At 65.3% G+C, this 22531-nt stretch carries 20 protein-coding genes, 2 tRNA genes and 1 pseudogene; 17 read left to right on the forward strand and 6 right to left on the reverse strand.

The window, feature by feature from the left end:
• Window positions 1-3 precede the first annotated feature (3 nt).
• From VM621_RS11010 to VM621_RS11025, 4 genes and pseudogenes are all read right to left on the reverse strand, one after another.
• Window positions 4-1299: a TrbI/VirB10 family protein gene (locus tag VM621_RS11010; protein WP_325468999.1), complete on the reverse strand. Its 1296-nt coding sequence runs from the start codon at window positions 1297-1299 to the stop codon at window positions 4-6.
• A complete protein-coding gene (locus tag VM621_RS11015; RefSeq protein ID WP_325469000.1) occupies window positions 1296-2111 on the reverse strand; it encodes a TrbG/VirB9 family P-type conjugative transfer protein in 816 nt (271 codons plus the stop codon). The genes VM621_RS11010 and VM621_RS11015 overlap by 4 nt, the downstream gene beginning before the upstream one ends.
• Entirely contained in the window at window positions 2112-3203 is a 1092-nt protein-coding gene (locus tag VM621_RS11020) for a type IV secretion system protein (protein ID WP_325469001.1), read from the reverse strand.
• A 172-nt stretch (window positions 3204-3375) separates the two neighbouring features.
• A pseudogene (locus VM621_RS11025) lies at window positions 3376-3729 on the reverse strand (hypothetical protein); the annotation flags it as partial.
• A gap of 1088 nt (window positions 3730-4817) precedes the next feature.
• On the opposite strand from VM621_RS11025, the gene VM621_RS11030 reads away from it, so the two are divergent.
• The 6 genes from VM621_RS11030 (at window position 4818) to VM621_RS11055 (ending at window position 10339) form a co-directional block, all read left to right on the forward strand.
• Window positions 4818-5327, forward strand: coding sequence for a CinA family protein (locus VM621_RS11030; protein WP_325469002.1), 510 nt, complete (start codon window positions 4818-4820; stop codon window positions 5325-5327).
• A gap of 99 nt (window positions 5328-5426) precedes the next feature.
• Window positions 5427-6467, forward strand: coding sequence for a recombinase RecA (gene recA / locus VM621_RS11035; protein ID WP_325469003.1), 1041 nt, complete (start codon window positions 5427-5429; stop codon window positions 6465-6467).
• Window positions 6454-6960: a regulatory protein RecX gene (locus tag VM621_RS11040; RefSeq protein WP_325469004.1), complete on the forward strand. Its 507-nt coding sequence runs from the start codon at window positions 6454-6456 to the stop codon at window positions 6958-6960. The genes recA and VM621_RS11040 overlap by 14 nt, the downstream gene beginning before the upstream one ends.
• Before the next feature lie 71 nt (window positions 6961-7031).
• Complete coding sequence (gene alaS / locus VM621_RS11045) at window positions 7032-9665, forward strand: alanine--tRNA ligase (RefSeq protein ID WP_325469005.1); 2634 nt, start codon at window positions 7032-7034, stop codon at window positions 9663-9665.
• A 301-nt stretch (window positions 9666-9966) separates the two neighbouring features.
• Window positions 9967-10170, forward strand: coding sequence for a carbon storage regulator CsrA (csrA, locus tag VM621_RS11050; RefSeq protein WP_046966111.1), 204 nt, complete (start codon window positions 9967-9969; stop codon window positions 10168-10170).
• 76 nt (window positions 10171-10246) lie between these two features.
• Window positions 10247-10339: transfer RNA gene (locus VM621_RS11055), tRNA-Ser, on the forward strand.
• A gap of 304 nt (window positions 10340-10643) precedes the next feature.
• Here the strand turns inward: VM621_RS11055 and VM621_RS11060 are convergent.
• Window positions 10644-10720: transfer RNA gene (locus VM621_RS11060), tRNA-Pro, on the reverse strand.
• Window positions 10721-10911: 191 nt separating this feature from the next.
• On the opposite strand from VM621_RS11060, the gene hisS reads away from it, so the two are divergent.
• A complete protein-coding gene (gene hisS / locus VM621_RS11065) occupies window positions 10912-12297 on the forward strand; it encodes a histidine--tRNA ligase (protein ID WP_325469006.1) in 1386 nt (461 codons plus the stop codon).
• Between the two features lie 43 nt (window positions 12298-12340).
• Window positions 12341-14230: an HAL/PAL/TAL family ammonia-lyase gene (locus tag VM621_RS11070; RefSeq protein ID WP_325469007.1), complete on the forward strand. Its 1890-nt coding sequence runs from the start codon at window positions 12341-12343 to the stop codon at window positions 14228-14230.
• 7 nt (window positions 14231-14237) lie between these two features.
• Here the strand turns inward: VM621_RS11070 and VM621_RS11075 are convergent, their stop codons facing one another.
• Entirely contained in the window at window positions 14238-14936 is a 699-nt protein-coding gene (locus VM621_RS11075; protein WP_325469008.1) for a response regulator, read from the reverse strand.
• Window positions 14937-15085: 149 nt separating this feature from the next.
• Here VM621_RS11075 and VM621_RS11080 point away from each other — a divergent pair, with 149 nt between their 5' ends.
• From VM621_RS11080 to hisIE, 9 genes are read left to right on the forward strand one after another with little or no spacing between them, the layout of a single operon-like run.
• Window positions 15086-15403 (forward strand): YerC/YecD family TrpR-related protein, encoded by a 318-nt coding sequence (locus VM621_RS11080; protein WP_325469009.1) that lies wholly within the window; start codon window positions 15086-15088, stop codon window positions 15401-15403.
• Window positions 15400-16293: an ATP phosphoribosyltransferase gene (gene hisG / locus VM621_RS11085; RefSeq protein ID WP_325469010.1), complete on the forward strand. Its 894-nt coding sequence runs from the start codon at window positions 15400-15402 to the stop codon at window positions 16291-16293. The genes VM621_RS11080 and hisG overlap by 4 nt, the downstream gene beginning before the upstream one ends.
• The gene (gene hisD, locus VM621_RS11090) at window positions 16290-17597 is read left to right on the forward strand and encodes a histidinol dehydrogenase (RefSeq protein WP_325469011.1); all 1308 of its coding nucleotides are present in this window, start codon (window positions 16290-16292) and stop codon (window positions 17595-17597) included. Before hisG ends, hisD begins: the two co-directional genes overlap by 4 nt.
• A complete protein-coding gene (gene hisC / locus VM621_RS11095) occupies window positions 17594-18658 on the forward strand; it encodes a histidinol-phosphate transaminase (protein ID WP_325469012.1) in 1065 nt (354 codons plus the stop codon). Before hisD ends, hisC begins: the two co-directional genes overlap by 4 nt.
• Entirely contained in the window at window positions 18655-19719 is a 1065-nt protein-coding gene (hisB, locus tag VM621_RS11100) for a bifunctional histidinol-phosphatase/imidazoleglycerol-phosphate dehydratase HisB (RefSeq protein WP_325469013.1), read from the forward strand. Before hisC ends, hisB begins: the two co-directional genes overlap by 4 nt.
• A complete protein-coding gene (gene hisH, locus VM621_RS11105) occupies window positions 19719-20309 on the forward strand; it encodes an imidazole glycerol phosphate synthase subunit HisH (protein ID WP_325469014.1) in 591 nt (196 codons plus the stop codon). Before hisB ends, hisH begins: the two co-directional genes overlap by 1 nt.
• Window positions 20306-21058, forward strand: coding sequence for a 1-(5-phosphoribosyl)-5-[(5-phosphoribosylamino)methylideneamino]imidazole-4-carboxamide isomerase (gene hisA, locus VM621_RS11110; RefSeq protein ID WP_325469015.1), 753 nt, complete (start codon window positions 20306-20308; stop codon window positions 21056-21058). The genes hisH and hisA overlap by 4 nt, the downstream gene beginning before the upstream one ends.
• On the forward strand, window positions 21052-21822 hold the full coding sequence (gene hisF, locus VM621_RS11115; RefSeq protein ID WP_325469016.1) for an imidazole glycerol phosphate synthase subunit HisF: 771 nt from the start codon (window positions 21052-21054) through the stop codon (window positions 21820-21822). The genes hisA and hisF overlap by 7 nt, the downstream gene beginning before the upstream one ends.
• On the forward strand, window positions 21819-22424 hold the full coding sequence (gene hisIE / locus VM621_RS11120) for a bifunctional phosphoribosyl-AMP cyclohydrolase/phosphoribosyl-ATP diphosphatase HisIE (RefSeq protein ID WP_325469017.1): 606 nt from the start codon (window positions 21819-21821) through the stop codon (window positions 22422-22424). The genes hisF and hisIE overlap by 4 nt, the downstream gene beginning before the upstream one ends.
• Window positions 22425-22531: the final 107 nt, after the last annotated feature.

Below are 22531 nucleotides of genomic sequence, written 5' to 3' on the forward strand. Positions count from 1 at the left end.
GTCTCAGTACCTCGCTACCACGCCAGTGAAATCGACGTCCTTGGCGACGTAGATCGCGAGCACGGTGCCCTGATTGATCGTCACGGTTGCCGGGCGGTTCGCCTGGCGCTGGACGGCCTGGTTTGCGAGTTGCTGCACGGTGTCCGCCGTGTTGCTTTCAAACGGGCTCTGCGTCACCACGCCGTTGCTGATCTCCGTCTGGCGCGGGCCGTGCTCGGCTGCTTCGTACTTGAAGGCATCGCTGAGCAGGCTTATCAGCATCGCGGCGCCGATGCGGCTACCCCAATGCGCGTTGTAATGGCCCGGGTGACCCGCGCCACCCAGGGTGTCGATACCCGGGCTGGCCATGTTCACATCGATACCGGTCGGCGTGACGATGCGGTCCCAGATGACAGCAACGCGCGGACCATTCGGCTCCATCTCGTACTTGCCCATCACCTTTGAGCCCTTCGGCAGAAGAAGGCGCTTGCCGGTGAACGAGTAGACGGGCTCGGTCACGACGCACGAGGTGAAACCGGGAATGTCCGTGATGATGCGGGTCTCGAGGACGCAGCGGATGAAGGTGCCGCGCAGCATGAGGGTGTCGGGGTGCTGCAAGGGCGTCGCACTCGAGACTTCCGGCAGGTCCTTCGCGGAATAGGCGGAGTTGGCGAGCGGATTCATCGGGCCGCCACCACCACCCATGCCCGGGAATCCGCCTCCGGGACCCGCACCACCCGGGCCCCCGGCACTGGGCACCGGAGAGAAGCCCGCTTGAATGGCGGCATCGGTGGCACTCTGCGGGCCGCCGCCATTGCCGTTCGCCGCCGCAATGCGGCGCTCGAGCAGCGTAGGAATATGCGGCCCGGCCGGCATTTGCTGGACCGGGATCGGCGGCGCCTCCGGCGTCTGCGGCGGGAGCTGCGGGGCGAGCGTGATCGCGCGCGGTTCCGGCGTCGTCACCGACGGCGTGAACGGGCTCGTCGGTGCATCCGGAACCGAGACGGTTTCTTCGCGCGGCTTGTTGGTCGGTTTATCGTTCGAACCGGAGCTGTGGAACAGCCAGAACGCGACGACAACGAGCAGCACGACGATACCGGCGAGCAGGCCGAGCGCGCTGCGATTCATGCGCCGCATGTCGTTCGACGTCAGCTGCGGGGCGGCGCCATCCAGATCGGGCTGTTGCGCCTGGCGCTGCTGGTTCGAATACGGATTGCTGGCCAGCGGGTCGCGCTCACCGGCGTGATGGTCGCCCGGTGGCGGAACATGGTTGCCGCCGTTCGACTCGTCGTCCGGCTGATAGGGATTGTTCGGGCTCACTTCTTTGTGTTCCTTCGCAGGCCCACGACATTGTCGTCGTGACGAATAACCAGGTAGTTGTACGTGCCATGGACAACGATAGTGTTGCCTTCCACGGTGGTGTTCACTACCGAGTCCTCTCCGTGTTCTTTTTCGCGCATGTAGATCGTCGGGAAGTTACCCGTCGGAAACTGTTTGAGGTCCGGCATCTTGATGTACGTAAAGCGGCCATCGTCATAGACGTTGATCGGTACCAGCCAGGGAGCCACCTTGCGCGACTTGGAGAAGTCGTAGTCGAAGTTGTAGTCACGGCCCTTTACCAGGTCCGTGTCGAGCTCGGGCGTTTCTTCGACCTTCTTCGACTCGCTCATGAAGCTCGTGTCGGCGGGGTAGGTGAAGGTCACCTTGTATTGCACGCCGGCGCGACGGGCCTGGTCCAGGGTCTTCCAATCCGTGGCAACGACTTTCAACTCCAGGATGTAGGAGTGCGTTGCCGTGCGGATCATCATGTTGGTGTCGACGTCGACGTTCTTCGGCTTGATGTAGAAGACGTTGTCGCGACGGGTCAAATCCCACCCGCTGCTGAAGCCGGTGCTGTAGTCGAGGATTTTTTCATTGGGACTGAGTTCGATCTGCGTAGTGATGCCGAGACCCGTCCGTACCGTGTAGATACGGTCGGGCTGGTACTCATACGGTTGCACGGCGATCGAGGTTCCCGTGGGGGATGGCACGGGTATCGTGGTCGGGACGGTTTCCGCATAGGCTGCGGTCAGTACCCCCGAAAGAGCGATACCCAGGCTGCAGGCCAAGTTCAGCTTGCTGGAACGGTTCATTTAACGGCGCCCTCCATTGGCGGCGCGGGTCACGGGACGGGCCGCGGGCGAAGCGGCCTGTGGATACGGAGCAGCCGGAGCCGCCACCTGTGGTTGCGTGGCGTACGCCCCTTCGGACGGAATGGGCGAGGGCGGAATACCGACCGACTGCTGGAGCGGGATGGCCTGGGCCTGCGGGGCCTGGCCTGGCGCGGCAGCCGGTGCCTGCGGGGCGTATCCACCGGGTGCCACTGTCTGCTGCACGGGTGCGCCGGGTGTCGGCGTACCCGTGGCTGGCGCGCCGACAGCGCCTTGGACCGGTACGGCAACGGCAGGATTGGCTGCGGCGGGGTTCACGGGAGCATTCGGATCGGTCGATTCGGCCGGCGGGAGCGAGCCGTAGTCGTTATCTACGCGATAGCCCGTCACCTGAAAGCCCAAGGGATTCTCGATCCGGTTCTGGTCGTCCATGCGCAGGTTGGGCTTGTACGTGAACGAGATCGTGGCGATCTTGTTGTCGAGTGGATATGTCGACCCGTTGACCTTGTCGAAAACATTGCGCTGGAAACGAACCGTCGCGCCCTTCGGCGTCTGGCCGTTCTCGCCACCGATCAGCGAGATACTGAGGATCTTCACCCGGATCGCGCGAGACTTCCCGTAGATCTTGTAAGGGCTCTGCTCGTTATTGGCCGCATGCAGATTCATGTACGACTGCGCGACATCCGGCGCGGCCATCGTCAGGACGGTCGGCCAGTCGCGGAGATTGGTCAGCGCAAGGTCATAGGCTTCGCGAGCAAGCACGAAGTGCGCGACATTGCTGCGGTTGACCGCCTCGCTCGACGTGATCTGGCGATTCACCACGTCGTCGCTGAGGCGGGACAGGGAACTCGTTCCCGAGTACGCGTCGGCAAGGATGAGGTACGGAACCTTCTCCTTCATCGGCATCATGTAGTAGATGGTGCCGCCGAGCATCACCGAAACGGCGAGCGAGCAGATGGCGACGATCCACGCGCGTTTTTCGCTGCGCTTGGCCAGGTCGGCCACAGTGACTTCGAAGCTCACGCTCTCTGCAACGGCCTGGTCGATCTTAGGCGAACTTTTCTTCTTGAGCATGGGGTGCCTGTCCTATCGTCGCTTACTTGGCGTCCGCGTTCGCGGCGACATGTTCGTCGGTCGCTTGGGCGGAGGCAGGCATGGGTTCGGGGCTGACGGCGGTCGTGGCACGGGGTGTGACCGGTGCAGCGACCGCTGCCGTGGATGGCTTCGGCGCAGGTGCGGGCGCGATGCTGGCGCTGACTTCCTCGACGACAAGCTCCGAACCATTGACGGTGACAGCGACGCCTTGTGCCCCGTAGATCGCGCTCAACTGGGCCGTGGCGTCGCGCAGCTCCGTGGTGTGGATGCCCGACGCGGCGCGCGTGAGGCTGAAGTCGGAGCGCAGGCGGTAGGCGAGCTTCAGTCCCGTGTCTTTCGTCCACCGGGTCAGCATCGTTTTCAACGTGCCGTCCATCGGTGCGGCGTAGTAGGTGTATGGCAGGGCCAGCGGAATCTCCACCACTTTGTCGTCGTACTTGTTGACCGGCTTCCAGCTGCCACCGAAGTCCTTGGCCGCGGGTGTGCCGCAGGCGGAAAGAAGCATGGCGAGTGCCGAAACAAGGCCGAGGGCGAGGGGGTTCAGGGTTCTATTCACGCTTGGCTCGTAAGTCGTCGAAAACGAAGAGAAAAACGTAGGCAACAAACACCGCGGCTCGTCGCCGGAAGGCGAAGCCGGAGCGGTGTAGCGCTACGAAATATGCAGGGTCGCCAGCCGGGGAGCGAATCGGCTGGCGATCTGTGGGCGCGCCACCGCGTGAGACGCGCGGCTTGAGCGGTACCCCTGGAACTTCCTGGAACGGCGGGCCAACTGGCCCCGAGCGACATGCAAATCATCCATACAACATCCTGTACGAGCGCAGTTGCGCCCTTGCATAACGTGCCAGCGAAGAATGGCCGCGCGTACCGGGAGCGACAAAAGCGTCGCCCACTTATGGTTGCGTCTTACCGGCTGGTGTTCCCCACCCCTTTTGCGGATCCCTGTCCGCGACGTAAAGATAACGCAACACGAATTTTCTGACTAGTAGTGCATGTGCGTGATTTTGAGGACTTTGTCACACATTTTTGGCATGTAACGTGCGTGAAACGGGCTGCGGCGCGACGTGCATCACTGCACAAGTGTGCATTCGCGCACTCAAATGCCGGAAATGTGTAAGGCTCGTGAATGTTGCGGTTGAAACCAGTTCCGCCTCAACCTCCCGGCTCTTAAGTTGTCATTCCTCCGTTTCAGGGATGAGACACCTCGCTGTTTTCAGCGTGTTGCGGACGACCATCGATGCGTTTCCTCGGCGTGATGGGTTTGCTGGAAGAAATAGTGACTGAACGGGGTCCATGCGGATCAGTGGCCCTCGCTAAACACACTCGGTAGGTGCACGCCTCGTCGGCCACGCGGACTCGCTCGCGTGCCCGCCATCGTGCGGATGTTGCGTCTGGGAGTGACGACCGTCAGCTAATGGCAATCATGAGTAGCAAAACAATCGCACTATTGGATTGTCATGTTAGCGGGCGGCTTGCGCCGCGACAATCCGCGCTCCCATCGAACTTTTCTCAAATTGCTTGCGGTGCGGCTGCTATTGCATCGACAGAGGCGGCCCCCGGGAGTAGAACCTCTCCCTTTCCCCACAGGACCCGCCCATGGATTCGCCCGCCATTCCCTCCGACGCCGATCTCGTGGCGCTGGCCCAGGACGTCGCTGCCGCCGCTCAGGAAAAGCGAGTCATGGTCGCGACGGCCGAGTCGTGCACCGGCGGCTGGATCGCCAAAACCCTCACCGATCTGGCCGGCAGCTCGGCATGGTTCGAGGCGGGAGTCGTTACATATAGCTATAGCGCCAAGGAATCCCTGCTTGGGGTCAATCCGCGAACCCTGGAGCGGACCGGTGCCGTCAGCGAGGAAACCGTGCTGGAGATGGTCTCGGGTGCGCTGGCTCGCTACGGGGCGGGGGTGGCTGTGGCGGTCACGGGTATCGCGGGCCCGTCCGGTGGCACCCCCGACAAGCCGGTCGGCACGGTATGGATCGGCTGGAAGCGCCGGGGTGGGTATGCGCGCGCGGAGCTCTTCCATTTTTCGGGCGACCGCGAGGCCGTCCGCCGACAGACGGTGGCCAAGGCGCTTGCTGGAATGGCCTTCGAGCTCAGAGGCTGAGCCCCGTTCCCCTGTGGCACACTTGGCGATTGCGGATCGCAGTCCCTGAGACCACGGTCGGGCAAGATACTTACCTACACAAGAGACCCGGATATCACGATGGACGACAATAAGCGCAAGGCGCTGGCGAGTGCCCTCGGCCAGATTGAAAAGCAGTTCGGCAAGGGCGCCGTCATGCGTCTTGGCGACCGTGCCGACGATGCGATCGACACCATCTCGACGGGGTCGCTCGGCCTGGACATCGCCCTCGGTATCGGCGGCCTGCCACGCGGTCGCGTCGTCGAAATCTACGGTCCGGAATCCTCGGGTAAAACCACGCTGACCCTGCAGGCCATCGCGTCCTGCCAGCGCGCCGGCGGCACCGCGGCCTTCGTGGATGCCGAGCACGCGCTGGACCCGAGCTACGCCGAAAAGCTCGGCGTGAACGTGGCCGACCTCCTGGTCAGCCAGCCGGATACGGGCGAGCAGGCCCTCGAGATCGCCGACATGCTCGTGCGCTCGGGTGCCGTGGACATGGTCGTGGTCGACTCGGTCGCCGCGCTCACTCCCAAGGCGGAAATCGAAGGCGAAATGGGTGACTCCCACGTCGGCCTGCACGCCCGCCTCATGAGCCAGGCGCTGCGCAAGCTCACCGCCAACATCAAGAAGACCAACTGCCTCGTCATCTTCATCAACCAGATCCGCATGAAGATCGGCGTGATGTTCGGCAGCCCGGAAACCACCACAGGTGGTAATGCGCTGAAGTTCTATGCCTCGGTCCGCCTCGACATCCGCCGTATCGGCGCGGTCAAGAAGGGCGACGAAGTCATCGGTTCGGAGACCCGCGTCAAGGTCGTGAAGAACAAGGTGGCGCCGCCGTTCCGTCAGGCCGAGTTCGAGATCCTCTACGGCGAAGGTACCTCGCGCGAAGGCGAGATCATCGAGTTGGGCGTGCGCGAGAACCTGATCGACAAGTCGGGCGCCTGGTACAGCTACAAGGGCGATCGCATCGGCCAAGGCAAGGAAAACGTCCGCCAGTTCCTGCGTGACAACCCGGCCATCGCCAATGAAGTGGACACCGAACTGCGTTCGCGCCTGCTCGTGAAGGCCGGTCCGAAGGCCGAAGCCTCGACGGAAGCCGACGAGCTTGAGGAAGTCTGATAAAGGCGCGGGGAAGGGCGACGGCAGCGCCGATCGTCCGAACCGCACCGCGTACGACAAGGCGCTCGGGCTGCTGGCCCGGCGCGAGCACTCCCGCCGCGAACTCAGGCAGAAGCTTGATCGCGGCGGTTTTGCTCGTGAAGAGGCCACCGATGCCGTCGCCCGCCTCGGCGACCAGGGTTACCAGGATGACGACCGCTTCGCCGCGTCGCTCATGCGGAGCCGGATAGGGCAGGGCTACGGGCCAGCCCGCATCCGTGCCGAACTACGTAGCCAGGGCATCACGGACGCCGTGATCCGCGAACTGATCGAGTCCGCCGACGTCGATTGGCAGGATCTGGCCGCCGGTCAGCTGCGTCGACGTTATGGCGGGCCCTCGGCCGATCCCGCGGAACGGGTGCGAAGGGCGCAATTCCTCTTGCGTCGAGGCTTCGCCGCCGCCACAGTACGTGTTCTAACCCACGCCGATGCGGAAGACACCGACGACGATTGAAGGCAGTGAGCCTTGATTCTGGACGGAGCGTCTCCGCGACCTGTCTCGCAGCTCCCAAGCCACGATCGCTCATGAAAACCGCCGAAATTCGCTCGACCTTCCTCGACTTCTTCCGTTCCAAGGACCATACCATCGTGCCGTCGGCATCGCTGGTGCCGTCGAACGACCCCACCCTGTTGTTCACCAACTCGGGCATGGTTCCTTTCAAGAACGTGTTCCTGGGCAGCGAGAAGCCGGGTTACGTTCGCGCGGCCGACGTCCAGCGCTGCCTGCGCGCCGGCGGCAAGCACAACGATCTCGATGCAGTGGGCTACACGGCCCGTCATCACACCTTCTTCGAGATGCTGGGCAACTGGTCTTTCGGCGATTACTTCAAGCGCGATGCCATCCGCTACGCGTGGGAATTGCTCACCGGCGTTTACAAACTGCCGGCTGATCGCCTGTGGGTGACCGTGTACCACACGGACGACGAGGCCTACGACATCTGGAACAAGGAAGTCGGCGTCCCGGCGGACCGTATCGTCCGCATCGGCGACAACAAGGGCGCGCCCTTCGCCTCCGACAACTTCTGGCAGATGGCCGACACCGGCCCCTGCGGTCCGTGCACGGAGATCTTCTTCGACCATGGCCCCGACGTCGCCGGCGGGCCCCCGGGTTCGCCCGACGAGGACGGTGACCGTTACATCGAGATCTGGAACCTCGTCTTCATGCAGTTCGACCGCGCGCCGGACGGTACGCTGTCGCCGCTTCCGGCGCCCTGCGTCGACACGGGCATGGGCCTGGAGCGTCTGGCGGCCGTCCTGCAGCACGTGCACTCCAACTACGAGATCGACCTGTTCGCCCATCTGATCGCCGAGGCTTCGCGCCTCACCAACACGGCGGACCTGTCGAACAAGTCGCTGCGCGTCATCGCCGATCACATCCGCGCCTGTTCGTTCCTCATCGTCGATGGCGTCCTGCCGTCGAACGAGGGTCGTGGCTACGTGCTCCGTCGCATCATCCGGCGCGCGCTTCGCCACGGCTGGATGCTCGGCGTGCGCGGCGACTTCTTCTGGAAGATGGTTGCGCCGCTGGTTGCCGAGATGGGCGAGGCCTACCCGGAGATCGCGAAGAAGCAGTCCTTCGTGGAGCAGGCGCTGAAGACCGAGGAAGACCGCTTCGGCGAGACGCTCGAGCACGGCATGCGCCTGTTCGACGATATCGCGGCGAAGTCCGGCCAGGTCATTCCCGGTGCCGACGCTTTCCGTCTGTACGACACCTACGGCTTCCCGGTCGACCTCACGGCGGATATCGCCCGCGAGCGCGGCATGAGCGTCGACATGGACGGCTTCGAGCAGTCCATGGGCGAGCAGCGTGCGCGTGCGCGCGCCGCCAGCAACTTCGGCAGCAAGGCCCAGCTCCCGGCCGACGTCGCCAGTGCCGTGTCGCCGACCCTCTTTACCGGTTACGACTCGCTCGAACTGGCCGACGCGAAGGTCGTCGCCATCGTGCGTGACGGCAAGGCCGTCGAGCGGCTTGCCGATGGCGAAGAAGCCTTCCTCCTGCTCGATCGCACGCCGTTCTACGCGGAGTCCGGCGGCCAGGTCGGCGATACCGGCATGATCCGCAATCCGTCCGGCGCCCTTGCGGTGCAGGACACGCAGAAGGTCGGCGGTGCGTTCTTCGCTCACTTCGGCAGCTGGCAGGGCTCGGCGCCGCTCAACAAGGGCGATGTGGTCGGTGCGGCGGTCGATGCATCGCAGCGTCAGGCCACGGTGCTCAATCACTCCGCGACGCATCTGCTGCATGCCGCGTTGCGCACGGTATTGGGCGACCACGTCTCGCAGAAGGGATCGCTCGTTGCACCGGAACGCCTGCGTTTCGACTTCTCGCATTTCAAGGCGGTCACGGCCGAAGAACTCGCCCTGATCGAGCGCATGGTCAACGACGAAGTCCGTCATAACGACCAGGCCGAAGTACACAACATGGGCTACGATGAGGCGATCGAATTCGGTGCGATGGCACTGTTCGGCGAGAAGTACGGCGCCGAAGTCCGCGTGCTGAAGATGGGTGACTTCTCTACCGAACTCTGCGGCGGTACGCATGTGTCGCGTACCGGTGACATCGGCCTGTTCAAGATCGTTTCGGAGTCCGGCGTTGCCGCCGGCGTGCGTCGTATCGAAGCGGTGACGGGTGCCGGTGCGCTGGCTCGCGTCGCCGAGGAAGAGCGCGTGCTGGGTGAAGTGTCCGGCCTGCTCGCCGCGAACGGCGACGAGGTGGTCGAAAAGCTTCGCCAGCTGTTCGACAAGCAGAAGAAACTCGAACGCGAGATCGAATCGTTCAAGGCGAAGGCGGCCAGTTCCGCATCGGCGGATCTGGCGACTGCCGCGGTCGACGTCGGCGGTATCAAAGTCGTGGCCGCGCGTATTGAAGGTCTCGACGCCAAGTCGCTGCGCGACAGCGTCGACGTCCTTAAGCAACAGCTCGGCGATTGCGCCATCATCCTCGCGGGCGCGCTGGATGGTCGGGTTTCGCTGGTCGCCGGCGTCGGCGGCACGGCGCTCGGGCGTGTCAAGGCGGGCGACCTGGTGGCCGAGGTGGCTTCGCGGATCGACGGCAAGGGCGGCGGTCGCCCGGACATGGCACAGGGCGGCGGCGTGGACGCGCCGACGCTTCCGCAGATCCTTGCGGACATCCCGGCCTGGGTCGAGGCCCGGTTGCACTGAACGAAACCGGCCAGCGTGAACGGCGGCATGCCGTAAAGGCGTTCCGCTTCGGGCTTTCACGGTACCGTGCGTTGCGCGCGCTGGTTTGGCTCGGCTAGTATGATCCGAATGCCGAATGCATTCTTCGGCATCGATCCTCGGGATCGAAATGGCAGGACAGCTGGTCAGCGACACACACAACTAGAGCCGGGGAAGGCAGTTCGGCCTTCGATGGTCGAAACGTCGATCCATTGACGGCAAGCACTCGGGGTGAGTTGTCGTTGGTGGGGAAGCCAATACCTGATTTTATGGAGTATCAATCATGCTGATTCTGACCCGCCGGGTCGGTGAAACCCTGATGATCGGCGACGAGGTGACCGTCACTGTTCTGGGTGTCAAAGGTAACCAGGTGCGCATCGGTATCAATGCACCGAAAAACGTCGCGGTCCACCGCGAAGAGATTTACCAGCGCATCAAGAACGAGAACGATCCTGCCGGCCACACCGGGGACGACCAGGACCAGTAAAGCTCTTTACGGCTGAAGCAAGGACCAGTATCCTTGCTCGCTCGTTAAGGCACGTTCCTCAACGACGAACGTTCACGGAGAGTTGCCCGAGTGGCCGAAGGGGCTCCCCTGCTAAGGGAGTATAGGGTCAAAAGCCTTATCGAGGGTTCGAATCCCTCACTCTCCGCCAGTTACGCAAGACGCCCCTTTCGGGGCGTTTTGCGTTTTTGGGATTGGGGTTTTCGGGGTGGGCGAGGCGAGCGAGCTATCGCCGCTGAAGCGGCTCCCACAGGGTGAGGCATCGCCGCTGAAGCGGCTCCCACAGGGGAGGTATCGCCGATGGATCGGCTTCTACGGACGCTTGTTCGGTCACCCCGTGAAGCTTGTTTCGACCACGGCTTGTTTCTTGACCACACCACGGCTGTTTCGACCACGGAAAGCAAAAACAAAAACGCCGGCGCTAGGCCGGCGTTTTTGTAACGAACAGAATTCGTTGGTCGGGGAGACAGGATTCGAACCTGCGACTTCTACGTCCCGAACGTAGCGCTCTACCAGGCTGAGCTACACCCCGACGGGAGCCGCGTATATTAGCCATGACCCTGCCGATTCGCAACAGGTCGTCGCATCTTTTTTACAAATCGCCGCCGGGCGGCCTCGACATGCCCGCGGAACGACTTCTGCACCGGGGCGCCCTCGGCCATCTGCTAATCTATGCGGCTGCCGCGTGGCGGCCTCCGTATAGCCTGTCCGAAGAGGAATTGCATGGCACTCACCCCGGCCCGCACCATGCCCGGTGTCCTCGAGCTCCTTCCGCTCGACCAGATCGCGTTCCAGCGCATGCTGGACACCATTCGGCGTAACTACGAGCGCTTCGGCTTCCTGCCGATCGAAACGCCCGTGATCGAGTACAGCGACGTGCTGCTGACCAAGAGCGGTGGCGAGACGGAGCGCCAGGTGTATTTCGTCCAGTCGACCGGTGCGCTAGGCGCGGCGACGGAGAAGGGTGGGGTGCCCGAGCTGGCCCTGCGTTTCGACCTGACGGTGCCGCTGGCCCGTTACGTGGCCGAGCACGAGCACGATCTCAGCTTCCCGTTCCGCCGCTACCAGATGCAGCGCGTGTACCGTGGCGAGCGCGCGCAGCGCGGCCGCTTCCGCGAGTTTTACCAGTGCGACATCGACGTGATCGGCAAGGATTCGCTGTCGGTCCGTTATGACGCCGAGATCCCGGCGGTCATCTATAGCGTCTTCCGCGAGCTCGACATCGGCGCGTTCACCATCCAGCTCAACAACCGCAAGCTCATGCGCGGCTATTTCGAGAACCTGGGCGTCAGCGATGCCGAGCAGCAGATGCTGGTGCTCCGCGAAGTCGACAAGCTCGACAAGCGCGGCGCCGATTACGTGCGGGAGACGCTCACCGGCGACGCCTTTGGCCTCTCCGCGGAAGTGGCGGACAAGATCCTCGCCTTCGTGCAGGTGCGCTCCACATCGGTGGATGACGCCTTCGCCAAGCTCGACGCCCTGGGCGCCGGTTCGGCCACCTTCGAACAGGGGCGCGCCGAGCTGAAAGAGGTTCTGGCGATGATCCGCGATTTCGACGTTCCGGAGACGCATTTCGCCCTGAACCTCTCCATCGCGCGCGGCCTGGACTACTACACGGGCACCGTCTACGAGACGACGCTCAACGATCATCCCGGTATCGGCTCGATCTGCTCGGGCGGTCGTTACGAGAACCTGGCCGGTCAGTACACCAAGTCGCACCTGCCGGGCGTGGGTATCTCGATCGGCCTGACTCGCCTGTATTGGCAGCTGCGCGACGCCGGCCTGATCTCGACCGCGCAGAGCACGGTCGACGTGCTGGTCACCCAGATGGACGCCGCCCAGTTGCCGGCCTATCTGACCCTCGCCACCGAGCTGCGTAACGCCGGCATCGCCACCGAGGTCGTCCTCGAAGGCAGCAAGCTGGGCAAGCAGTTCAAGTACGCCGACCGCGCCGGCATCCGTTTCGTCATCGTGCTTGGCGAAGACGAGATCGCCAAGGGTGTCGTCACGGTGAAGGACCTTCGCCGCGAGGACCAGTTCGAAGTGCCCCGCACGGAACTGGTGAAGGCACTGCGCGTCGAACTCGCCCAGGCCGATATCGGTCGCTGAGCCGCTCCCTCCCCACCTCCCTTTTTGCACGGCCTAAGTCACCATGACCAGCAGCATCCTTCTCGACGGGCGTAGCCTCACACGCGGCCAGGTCGCCGCCATCGCTCGCCAGGGCGCCACCATCCGTCTGGACGAGGCACAGCTCGTCAAGGTCAAGCGCGCCGCCGACTTCCTTGCCGAGAAGGTCGGCGGTGGCGAGCCGATCTATGGCGTGACCACGGGCTTCGGCAGCAATGCTGACAAGCTGCTCGGCGCGCACCGCGTGCGTGACGAATTGCCGGGCGGCAATCCCGAGCCGCGCGAAGGTACCTTGCTGGAAGAACTGCAGCACAACCTGATCATCACCCACGCCGTTTGCGTGGGTAAGCCGTTTGGCGAGGACGTGGTGCGTGCGATGCTCGCCATCCGCGTGAATACCTTGATGAAAGGGCATTCGGGCATCCGCGTCGAAACCCTGCGCGCCCTGGCCGAGCTGCTCAACCGCAACGTCATCCCGGTGATCCCGGAGAAGGGGTCGGTCGGTGCCAGTGGCGACCTCGCGCCGCTGTCGCACCTGGCGATCGTGCTGCTCGGTGGTGGCGAAGCGTTCTACGAAGGCGTGCGCATGCCTGGCGCTCAGGCGCTGGCGAAGGCCGGTCTCGAGCCGGTGCGCCTTTCTTTCAAGGAAGGCCTGGCGCTGAACAACGGCACCACGCAGATGCTCGCCACGGGCGTCCTCGCGCTCGACACGATGGACATGCTGATCCGGACGGCCGACCTGGCCGCCGCCATGACGCTGGACGCCTTCGCCGGTCGCAAGGGCGCCTACGCCGAACAGGTGCATGCCCTTCGTCCGCACCCGGGGCAGGTCGAGACCGCGAAGCGGATCAGCCGCCTTCTCGAAGGCTCCACGCTTGCGGATATCGCCTACCACATGGTGCCGCGCTTCAAGCCCTGGCTGGCCGACGCCTGGTCCGAGCCATCCGACCAGGCTTACCGGTTCGACATCAGCTGGGACTGGGTCCCGGCCACCCAGCGCCATGGCAAGGAAGCGTTCTACTCGCGCTTCCTCCCGTTCAAGGGCGGCAAGAAGCACCAGCCGCAGGATGCTTATTGCCTGCGTTGCGCGCCACAGGTGCATGGTGCCGTTCGCGATGCCTGGGAGCAGGCCTGCCGTGTGTTCGATATCGAACTGAATGCGGTCACCGACAACCCGCTGGTCTTCCCCGATGCGGAGAACGCCCAGGTGATCGAGGATCAGGTGATCTCGGCTGGCCATTTCCACGGCATGCCGCTGGCGCTGGCCATGAGCTACGTGAAGGCGGCGATTCCCGTGCTCGCCTCGATCTCCGAACGTCGCACGGCGAAGCTGGTCGACCCGGCCAATAACGACGGCCTGCCGGCCTTCCTCATCGGCAACGAGGACGCCACGGACTCCGGCTTCATGATCGTGCAGTACACCGCGGCCGCCCTGGTCAACGATCTCGCCACGCGCGCGCACCCGGCGTCGGTCTACTCAGTGCCGACCAGTGCCAATGCCGAGGACCACGTGTCCATGGGCGCCAACGAGGCACGTCATGTGCTCGAAATGACCGAGGACCTCGGCCACGTGCTGGCGATGGAGCTGTACACGGCCGCCCAGGCCCTGGAATACCGCCAGGACATGCTCAACGCCGCGCGTACGCTGGCCCACCGCGGCGACTGGGAGGCCCTGGCGGCCAAGATCAACGGCGCGCCGCGCAGCGACTCCCCGCATTACGCCCGCTTCGAGACCGAAGTGCGCGCGCTGATGGATGCACTGGCGCGCGCCGAGGATTTCCACGGCGGCGTTGCCGTCCGTGCCGCCCTGGCCACGCTGCGCGAACATATCGCTTTCATGCAGCGTGACCGTGCGATGGATGGCGACGTGCGCCTAGTGTGCGAACTGGTGGCCTCCGGCCGCCTGGTCGCCTGAGCAGGCGTCAGAGCGCGAAGAACCGCAGGCTGGCCGCCGCCTCGATGGCCGGCGACCAGTCGTCGAGCGTGCCGGCGCGGATGCCGGCCAGATACTGGTAGAGCTGGGCATCGTTGATGAGGCCCAGCTTGGCCATGGCCGAGCGCTTCTGCCGGCTGATCGTTTTCAGGCTGCGCCCCATCGAGGCGGCGATATCCATCAGCCCGTATCCCTGGGCATAGGCACGTAGCACTTCCACCTCGCGTGGCGACAGCCGTGTGGCGAGTTCGTCGGCGCTTTCGGCGCAATCCGCGGCATGGAATAGTCGCCGGATAGCCGGGCTGAGGTAGGTGCGGCGGACGTCGGCCGCGTGCACGGCGACGGGGATGTCGCGGAGACTGGTCCGTTTGTCGAAGATGGCCGACACGCCCATGTCGAGCAGGGTGCGCAGGATGGCCGGGTTGGACAGCATGGTCAGCACGACGATGCCGGTGTCCGGCCGTAGTGCGCGGATGCGGCGCAACATGGGCATGCCGTCCGGCTGGCTGCCTTCGGGCATGGAGAAGTCGGTGACCACGACGTCGCAGGGGTGGTCGGTGAGGGCATCGAAGAGGGCGTCGGTATCGTGGGCACGCGCGACCACTTGGTAGCGGTGCGATTTCAGGATGGTCTCGACACCCGCGACGACGACCGGATGATCGTCGGCAATGATCACGGTGCTCGTCATTGGCATGGGCTCGCGAGGGAGGAAATACGGCCATCTTGTCGACCGGCCCGAGCGCGGTATATGGAAGAAAAGCGCAATCGCGCGCTGGCGCTTGCCACACCGAAGTTGTCGCGATACGATGAGTTATCGTATTAACGCGTTAGTACACTATGAAGCGTCGCTCGATCGACCCCGAAATGCCGGCCAACTCGGCCGAAACCAGCCTGTGCGAGGCCCTGCTTGGGCTCTCAAGCGTCGATGAGATGCGGGCGTTCCTCCATGATCTCTGCACCCCGGCAGAGATCGAAGTCATGGTGGACCGCTGGCGGGTGGTTCCTTTCCTTCTGGAAGGGCGGTCGTACCGCGAAATCCACGAGCGCACCTCGGTCAGCATCACGACCATCGGTCGGGTCGCGCGCTATCTCAACCAGGGCAGCGGCGGCTATATGGCCGCCGCTGCGCGCCGCAACCTCGCAGGTGTCGCATGAAGCCGCGCGACCGCCTCCGTATCGCCATGCAGAAGTCCGGTCGGCTGACCGAGCCCGCCCAGGAACTGCTCGCCCGCTGCGGGCTGAAGTTCCGTCAGAGCCGCGACAAGCTCTTCTGCTTCGGCGAGGGTGAACCGGTCGACCTCCTGCTCGTTCGCGACGACGACATCCCGGGCCTGATCGCCGAAGGCGTCTGCGACCTGGGCATCGTCGGTCGCAATGTGCTGCGCGAGTTCCAGTTGTCCAATCCGGAGACGGGCGCCGGCATGGACGAGCTGCGGCCGCTCGGATTCGGTCACTGCCGCCTGTCCATCGCCGTGCCCCAGGAAGATGCCTACGACGGCCCGGCCCAGCTCCATGGCCAGCGCATTGCCACGTCGTACCCTGGCCTGCTCGGCGAGTGGCTGCGCAGCAACGGTGTCGACGCGAAGGTGGTCATGCTCGCCGGCTCGGTGGAGATCGCGCCGCGACTCGGCACGGCCGACGCCATCTGCGACCTGGTTTCCAGCGGGGCGACCCTGGTCGCCAATCAGTTGCGCGAAGCGGCAGTCGTGGTGGAGAGCGAAGCCGTGCTGGCCGGCCGTCGCGAGCTGCCGCTGGACGAACGCGGCGAGATCGCCGAACTGCTGCTGCGTCGGCTCGACGGCGTCATCCAGGTGCGCGACTCGCGGCTGATCCTGATGCAGGCACCGCGCGACGCGCTGGCCGCGATCACGCGCCTGCTACCGGGCCTGCCGATCCCCACGCTGACGCCGGTCGACGGCTCGCCAGACCAAGTGGTGCTGCAGGCCCTATGCGCCGGCTCGGTGAGCTGGCGCCAACTCGAAGACATGAAACGCGCCGGCGCCCGCGACATGCTGGTGCTGCCGGTGGAGAAGATGCTGGCATGAAACGAATCGACTGGAAGGGCCTCGACGGGGCCGGCCGCGACGCGGCTCTCGCGCGCCCGATGCAATCGCGGGCGAGTAGCCTGCGCGAAGGCGTGGAGGCGATCGTCGCGGACGTGCGCAGGCGCGGCGACGCGGCGCTGATCGAGCTGACCGCGCGGTATGACGGCAGCACGCTGGACGGCCTGGCCGTCACCGAGGCGGAATTCGCCGCGGCCGAGGCGCGCCTGCCGCGCGAGTTGAAGGCGGCCGTGCTCGAAGCGGCCGCGCGTATCGAACGCTTTCATCGCGCGGCCGCACCCACCGCGGTGAGTGTGGAGACGGCGCCGGGCGTCACGGTCGAACGCGTGCTTCGGCCGATCCGTCGCGTCGGGCTTTACGTGCCGGCCGGCGGCGCGCCGTTGCCGTCGACGGCGATCATGCTCGGCGTGCCCGCGGCGATCGCCGGTTGTCGCGAGGTGGTGCTCTGCACGCCGGTGCAGGCCAACGGCCGCTGCGACGACGCCGTGCTGTTCGCGGCGAAGGCGACCGGCGTGCACCGGGTGTTCAAACTCGGTGGCGCGCAGGCCATCGCCGCCATGGCTTACGGCACCGAATCTGTGCCTCGCTGCGACAAACTCTTCGGCCCGGGCAATGCGTGGGTCACCGAAGCCAAGCTGCAGGTGGCCGGCGACCCCGCCGGCGCGGCCATCGACATGCCGGCCGGTCCCTCCGAGGTCCTCGTCATCGCCGACGCCGACGCCGATCCGAGCTTCGTCGCCGCCGACCTGCTCTCCCAGGCCGAGCATGGTCCGGACTCGCAGGTACTCCTGGTCAGCCCGTCGGCGGCGCAGCTCGATGCCGTCGCCGCCGAGGTGGAGCGGCAGCGCCGCGAACTTCCGCGCGCCGACGTCGCGGCCAGCGCACTGGCCGAGAGTCGGCTCATCCTCGTCGCCGATCTCGACGAAGCGATCGAAGTCAGCAACCTGTACGCCCCGGAGCATCTCATCATCCAGACCGCCAGCCCGCGGAGCCTGCTCGAGGCCATCGAATCGGCCGGCTCGGTGTTCCTCGGCGAGTGGACGCCGGAGTCGGTCGGCGATTACTGCAGCGGCAGCAACCACGTGTTGCCTACCTATGGCTACGCACGCAGCTACAGCGGTGTTTCGGTGGCGAGTTTCCAGAAGCAGGTGACCGTGCAGGAGTTGTCCGCCGACGGCCTGCGTAACATCGGCCCCTGCGCGGCCATCCTCGCCGAAGCGGAACAGCTCGAAGCCCACCGTCGCGCGGTGACCCTGCGACTTGCTGCCATGGACGCTGCCGCATGAGCATCCTCGACCTCGCACGTGCCGATATCCGTGCGCTCGCGCCGTATTCCAGTGCCCGCATGGAAGCGCAGGGCGGCACGGTATTGCTCAACGCCAACGAATCGTCGCGGCCGCCGAATATCCCCGGTGGGGAAGGGCTGAATCGCTACCCCGATCCGCAACCGCGAGGGCTGGTGGAGACGCTCGCCGAACTCTACGGCAGCTCGGCCGACCGCGTACTCGTCACGCGTGGCAGCGACGAATCGATCGACCTTCTGGTGCGCGCCTTCTGCCGCGCGGGCGAAGATGCCGTCCTCGTTTCACCGCCGACCTTCGGCATGTACGCGGTGTGTGCGCGCATCCAGGGCGCCGCGGTGATCGAATCGCCGCTCAGTCGCGACGGCGTGCTCGACATCGATGCGCTACTCGCTGCCGTGACGGCCGCCACGCGCATCGTCTTCGTGTGCACGCCGAACAATCCTACCGGTAACCTGGTCGACCGCGCCGACCTCCAACGCATCGCGAAGGCGCTCGAAAACCGTGCCCTCCTGGTCATCGACGAGGCCTACGCGGAGTACAGCGGCCTCGCCAGCGCGGCCTCGCTGATCGACACCCACGACAATGTCGCCGTCCTGCGCACACTGTCCAAGGCCTGGTCGCTGGCGGGCGCGCGTGTCGGCGCCTGCATCGCCCGACCGGAAGTCATTGGCCTGCTGCGGCGAATCATCCCGCCGTACCCCTTGCCCTCGCCGTGCGTGGATGCCGCCATGGGCGCGCTTTCCTACGAAGGTCGCCGGCTGCAGCGCCACCATCTGCACGAGATCCTCAACGAGCGTGCGCGCATGGTCGTCGCCCTGCGCCAGATGCCGGGCGTGAGGGAAGTCATGCCTTCGCACGCCAATTTTCTCGCCGTTCGCTTCGACGATGCCGCAGGTATCTACCGTCGCCTGCTTGCCGCCGGTGTCGTGGTGCGCGACGTGTCGAAATACACCGGCCTGGAAGATGCCCTGCGCATCACCATCGGTACCGGTAACGAGAACGATCGCGTGTTGGCCGTGCTTCGCGCAGGGGTGCCCGCATGAGCCGCAAGATCCTCTTCGTCGATCGCGACGGCTGCCTGATCGAGGAGCCGGCCGACAAGCAGATCGACAGCTACGAGAAGCTGGCCTTGCTACCCGGCGTCATCGCGGCCTTGCAGCGCTGCGTCGCGGCGGGTTACGAACTGGTGATGGTGACCAACCAGGATGGTCTCGGCACGCCTTCGTTTCCGCAGGCGGCGTTCGATGGGCCGCACACCTTGTTGCTGGGCATCCTCGCCTCGCAGGGAATCACCTTTCGCGAGCAACTGATCGACCGCAGTTTTCCGCACGAGAACCTCGACACGCGTAAGCCGGGCACCGGGCTTGCGCGGCATTGGCTGGCCGACGATGGCTGGAGCCGTGCGCAGTCGGCCATGGTCGGCGACCGCGAATCCGATCTGGCCTTCGCCGCCAACCTCGGTGTGCGCGGCTTCCGCGTGGGTGCCGAGGGGCGGACGTGGGCCGAGGTAGCTCACGCCTTGCTCGATGCACCACGTACAGCCGAGGTCCTGCGCAAGACAAAGGAAACCTCGATCCGCGTGAACGTGGACCTCGACCGCGTCGCCGAGCCCGAGATTCGCACGGGCCTGGGCTTCTTCGACCATATGCTGGAGCAGATCGGCAAACACGGCGGATTCGCGTTGCACCTCACCTGCGAGGGCGATACGCATATCGACGAGCACCACACCATCGAGGACTCCGCGCTCGCTCTGGGCCAGGCCCTGCGCCAGGCGCTCGGCGACAAACGAGGCATCGGTCGTTACGGCTTCGCCTTGCCGATGGACGAAAGCGCGGCGCGTGCCGAGCTGGATCTGTCGGGCCGAGCCTGTTTCGTCTTCGAGGGAGCGTTCCCGCGTGACCGCGTGGGCGACGTTCCGACCGAGCTGGTCCCGCATTTCTTCCGCTCGCTCTGCGAGACGCTCGGTGCCAACCTGCACCTCACCGTGCATGGCGAGAATGCGCACCACATGGTGGAAGGTTGCTTCAAGGTGGTCGCGCGCACGCTGCGTCAGGCGATCCGTCGCGAAGGCGCGGAGCTGCCGAGCACCAAGGGAAGCCTCTGATGAAGGTGGTTCTCGTCGATGCGGGCGGCACCAATATCGGTTCGGTGCGTTACGCCCTGCAGCGCCTGGGCACGGATGCCGAGCTCACCTCGGACGCGGCGCGCATCCGTGCGGCCAGTCACGTCATCCTGCCCGGCGTCGGCGCCGCCGCGCCGGGCATGCGCATGCTGCGCGAAGCCGGGCTGGTCGAGGTGTTGCGGGGGCTGACGCAACCGGTGCTTGGCGTATGCCTGGGCATGCAACTGCTATGCGAGCGCTCGGAAGAGAGCGATACGGAGTGCCTCGGCGTCATTCCGGCGACGGTCAAGCGTTTCGCCGATGCGCCCGCTCTGCGCATCCCTCACATGGGTTGGAATACATTGCACGTCACCGCGCCGCATTGCCTGACTGCGGGGCTGCGCGAGGGCGACACAGCGTACTTCGTGCACAGCTACGCCGTTCCCACGGGCGACTACACCCTGGCCGCCAGCGAGCACGGCACGCCGTTCTCGGCCGTCGTCGCCTCCGGCAACTTCATGGGCATGCAGTTCCACCCCGAGCGTTCGGCCGGGGTGGGCGCCCAGCTCCTGCGGAATTTTCTCTCGCTATGACCTTACCGATCCCCGCCATCGACTTGCGCGACGGCAAGGTAGTCCGCCTGTTCAAGGGCGACTACGCACAACAGACCACCTTTGCTTTCGAGCCGGAGGCGCTGGCGGCACGCTACGCCGACGAGGGCGCGACATGGCTGCATGTCGTCGACCTGGACGGTGCGCGTTCCGGCCAGTTCGAGAACCTGTCCACCCTTGCCGGTATCGCGTCCAGCAGCCGGCTACGTGTGCAGGCGGGGGGTGGCATCCGCGACGAGGAGGGTGTGCGCCGGCTGCTCGACGCCGGCGTGCAGCGCGTTGTCGTCGGGAGCGTCGCTATCCGCGATCCGGAAGCCGTGGCCGCGTGGATCGGCCGCTATGGCGCCGAACGCATCGTGCTCGCGCTGGATACCCGCTTCCGCGACGGCCTGTGGAAACTGCCCAGCGCAGGCTGGACGGCGGACGAGGTGCACACGCTCGACGACCTGGTGCCCTGGTACGAAGCCGCCGGTGCGCGCCACCTGCTGTGCACCGACATCGACCGCGATGGGACCATGAGCGGCCCCAACCTTGCGCTCTATCGTCACCTCGCCGTGCTGGCGCCGGGCCTGGACGTGCAAGCGTCGGGCGGCGTGAAGTCGCTCAACGACGTGACCGATCTGGCCGTGCAGGGCGTGGCGGGAATCATTCTTGGCCGCTCGTTGCTCGAGGGCGCCTTCGCCTTGCCCGAGGCCATCGCCACGGCCGAAAAGGCGAACGCGACATGTTGAGCCGTCGCATCGTTCCTTGCCTGGACGTTCGCGATGGGCAGGTGGTCAAAGGTGTCCGTTTCCGCGATCACGTCGTCGTCGGCGAGATCGTCGAACTGGCCTTGCGTTATCGTGACGAGGGCGCCGACGAACTGGTTTTCTACGACATCACAGCCAGTCCGGAAGGGCGGCGCGTGGGTCGCGATTGGGTGGAGCGAGTGGCGCGCGAGATCGACATACCGTTCTGCGTCGCCGGCGGCATTCGCAGCGTGGACGATGCACGCGAGGTGCTGCACGCGGGTGCGGACAAGATCTCGATCAATTCGCCTGCGCTCGAGCGTCCGGCGCTGATCGGCGAAATTGCCGACGCCTTCGGTGTGCAGTGCGTGGTCGTCGGCGTCGACAGCCTGCGTGACGAGGATGGGCAGTGGCGTGTGCGCCAGTACACCGGCGATCCCTCGCGCACGAGGGCGCTGCGCAAGGGCACGCTCGAATGGATCGAGGAAGTGCAGGCGCTGGGCGCCGGCGAGATCGTCCTCAACTGCATGGGCACCGATGGCGTGCGTCACGGTTACGACATCGAACAATTGCAGGCGGCGCGGGCGATCACGCGCGTGCCTCTCGTCGCCTCGGGCGGCGCCGGCCTTCCCGCGCATTTTACCGACGTTTTCAGGCAGGCCGATGTGGATGCCGCGCTCGCCGCGAGCGTCTTTCACACCGGCGACATCGGCATTCCCGCGCTGAAGCGCGAACTGCGTACGCAGGGTATCGAGGTGAGGTTATGAGCGACGCGACTCCCGATTTCGCCAAAGGCGATGGCCTGCTGCCGGCGATCGTGCAGCATGCGCAGTCGGGCGAAGTGCTGATGCTCGGCTACATGGACGCCGCGGCGTTGGCGAAGACACGCGAATGTGGCCTGGTGACCTTCTTCAGCCGCAGCAAGCAGCGCCTGTGGACGAAGGGCGAAACCTCGGGCGATTCACTGGCGCTGGTTGACATCCGCCTGGACTGCGACGCGGACACGTTTCTCGTCCGTGCCATTCCCGCCGGGCCGACCTGCCACACCGGCACGTCGAGTTGCTTCGGTGACGACGTCAAGCCGTCGCTAGGCTTCCTCGCCGAGCTGGACGCCCTGGTCGCCTCCCGTCACGCGGAACGGCCGGAGGGCAGCTACACGACGAAGCTGTTCGAAGGCGGTGTTCGCCGCATGGCGCAGAAAGTGGGAGAGGAGGGTGTCGAGACGGCACTCGCCGCGGTTGCCGAAGGCAACGACGCCCTGATCGGCGAAGCCGCCGACCTGGTGTTTCATTTGATGGTGGTGCTGCGCGCGCGCGGTATCGGTTTCGATGCCGTGGCAGCAAAGCTAGCCTCGCGTCATACGGGCTAGCTTCGGTCTTACGCTGGGAGCCACTCCAGCGGCGATTGGTGTGGGAGCCGCTTCAGCGGCGATTGGGTGCTCGCGGCAAGGTTGCCCGCTGCCGCGGGATCGCCGCT

This window comes from Luteibacter sp. (assembly GCF_035539195.1).
Lineage (GTDB): Bacteria > Pseudomonadota > Gammaproteobacteria > Xanthomonadales > Rhodanobacteraceae > Luteibacter.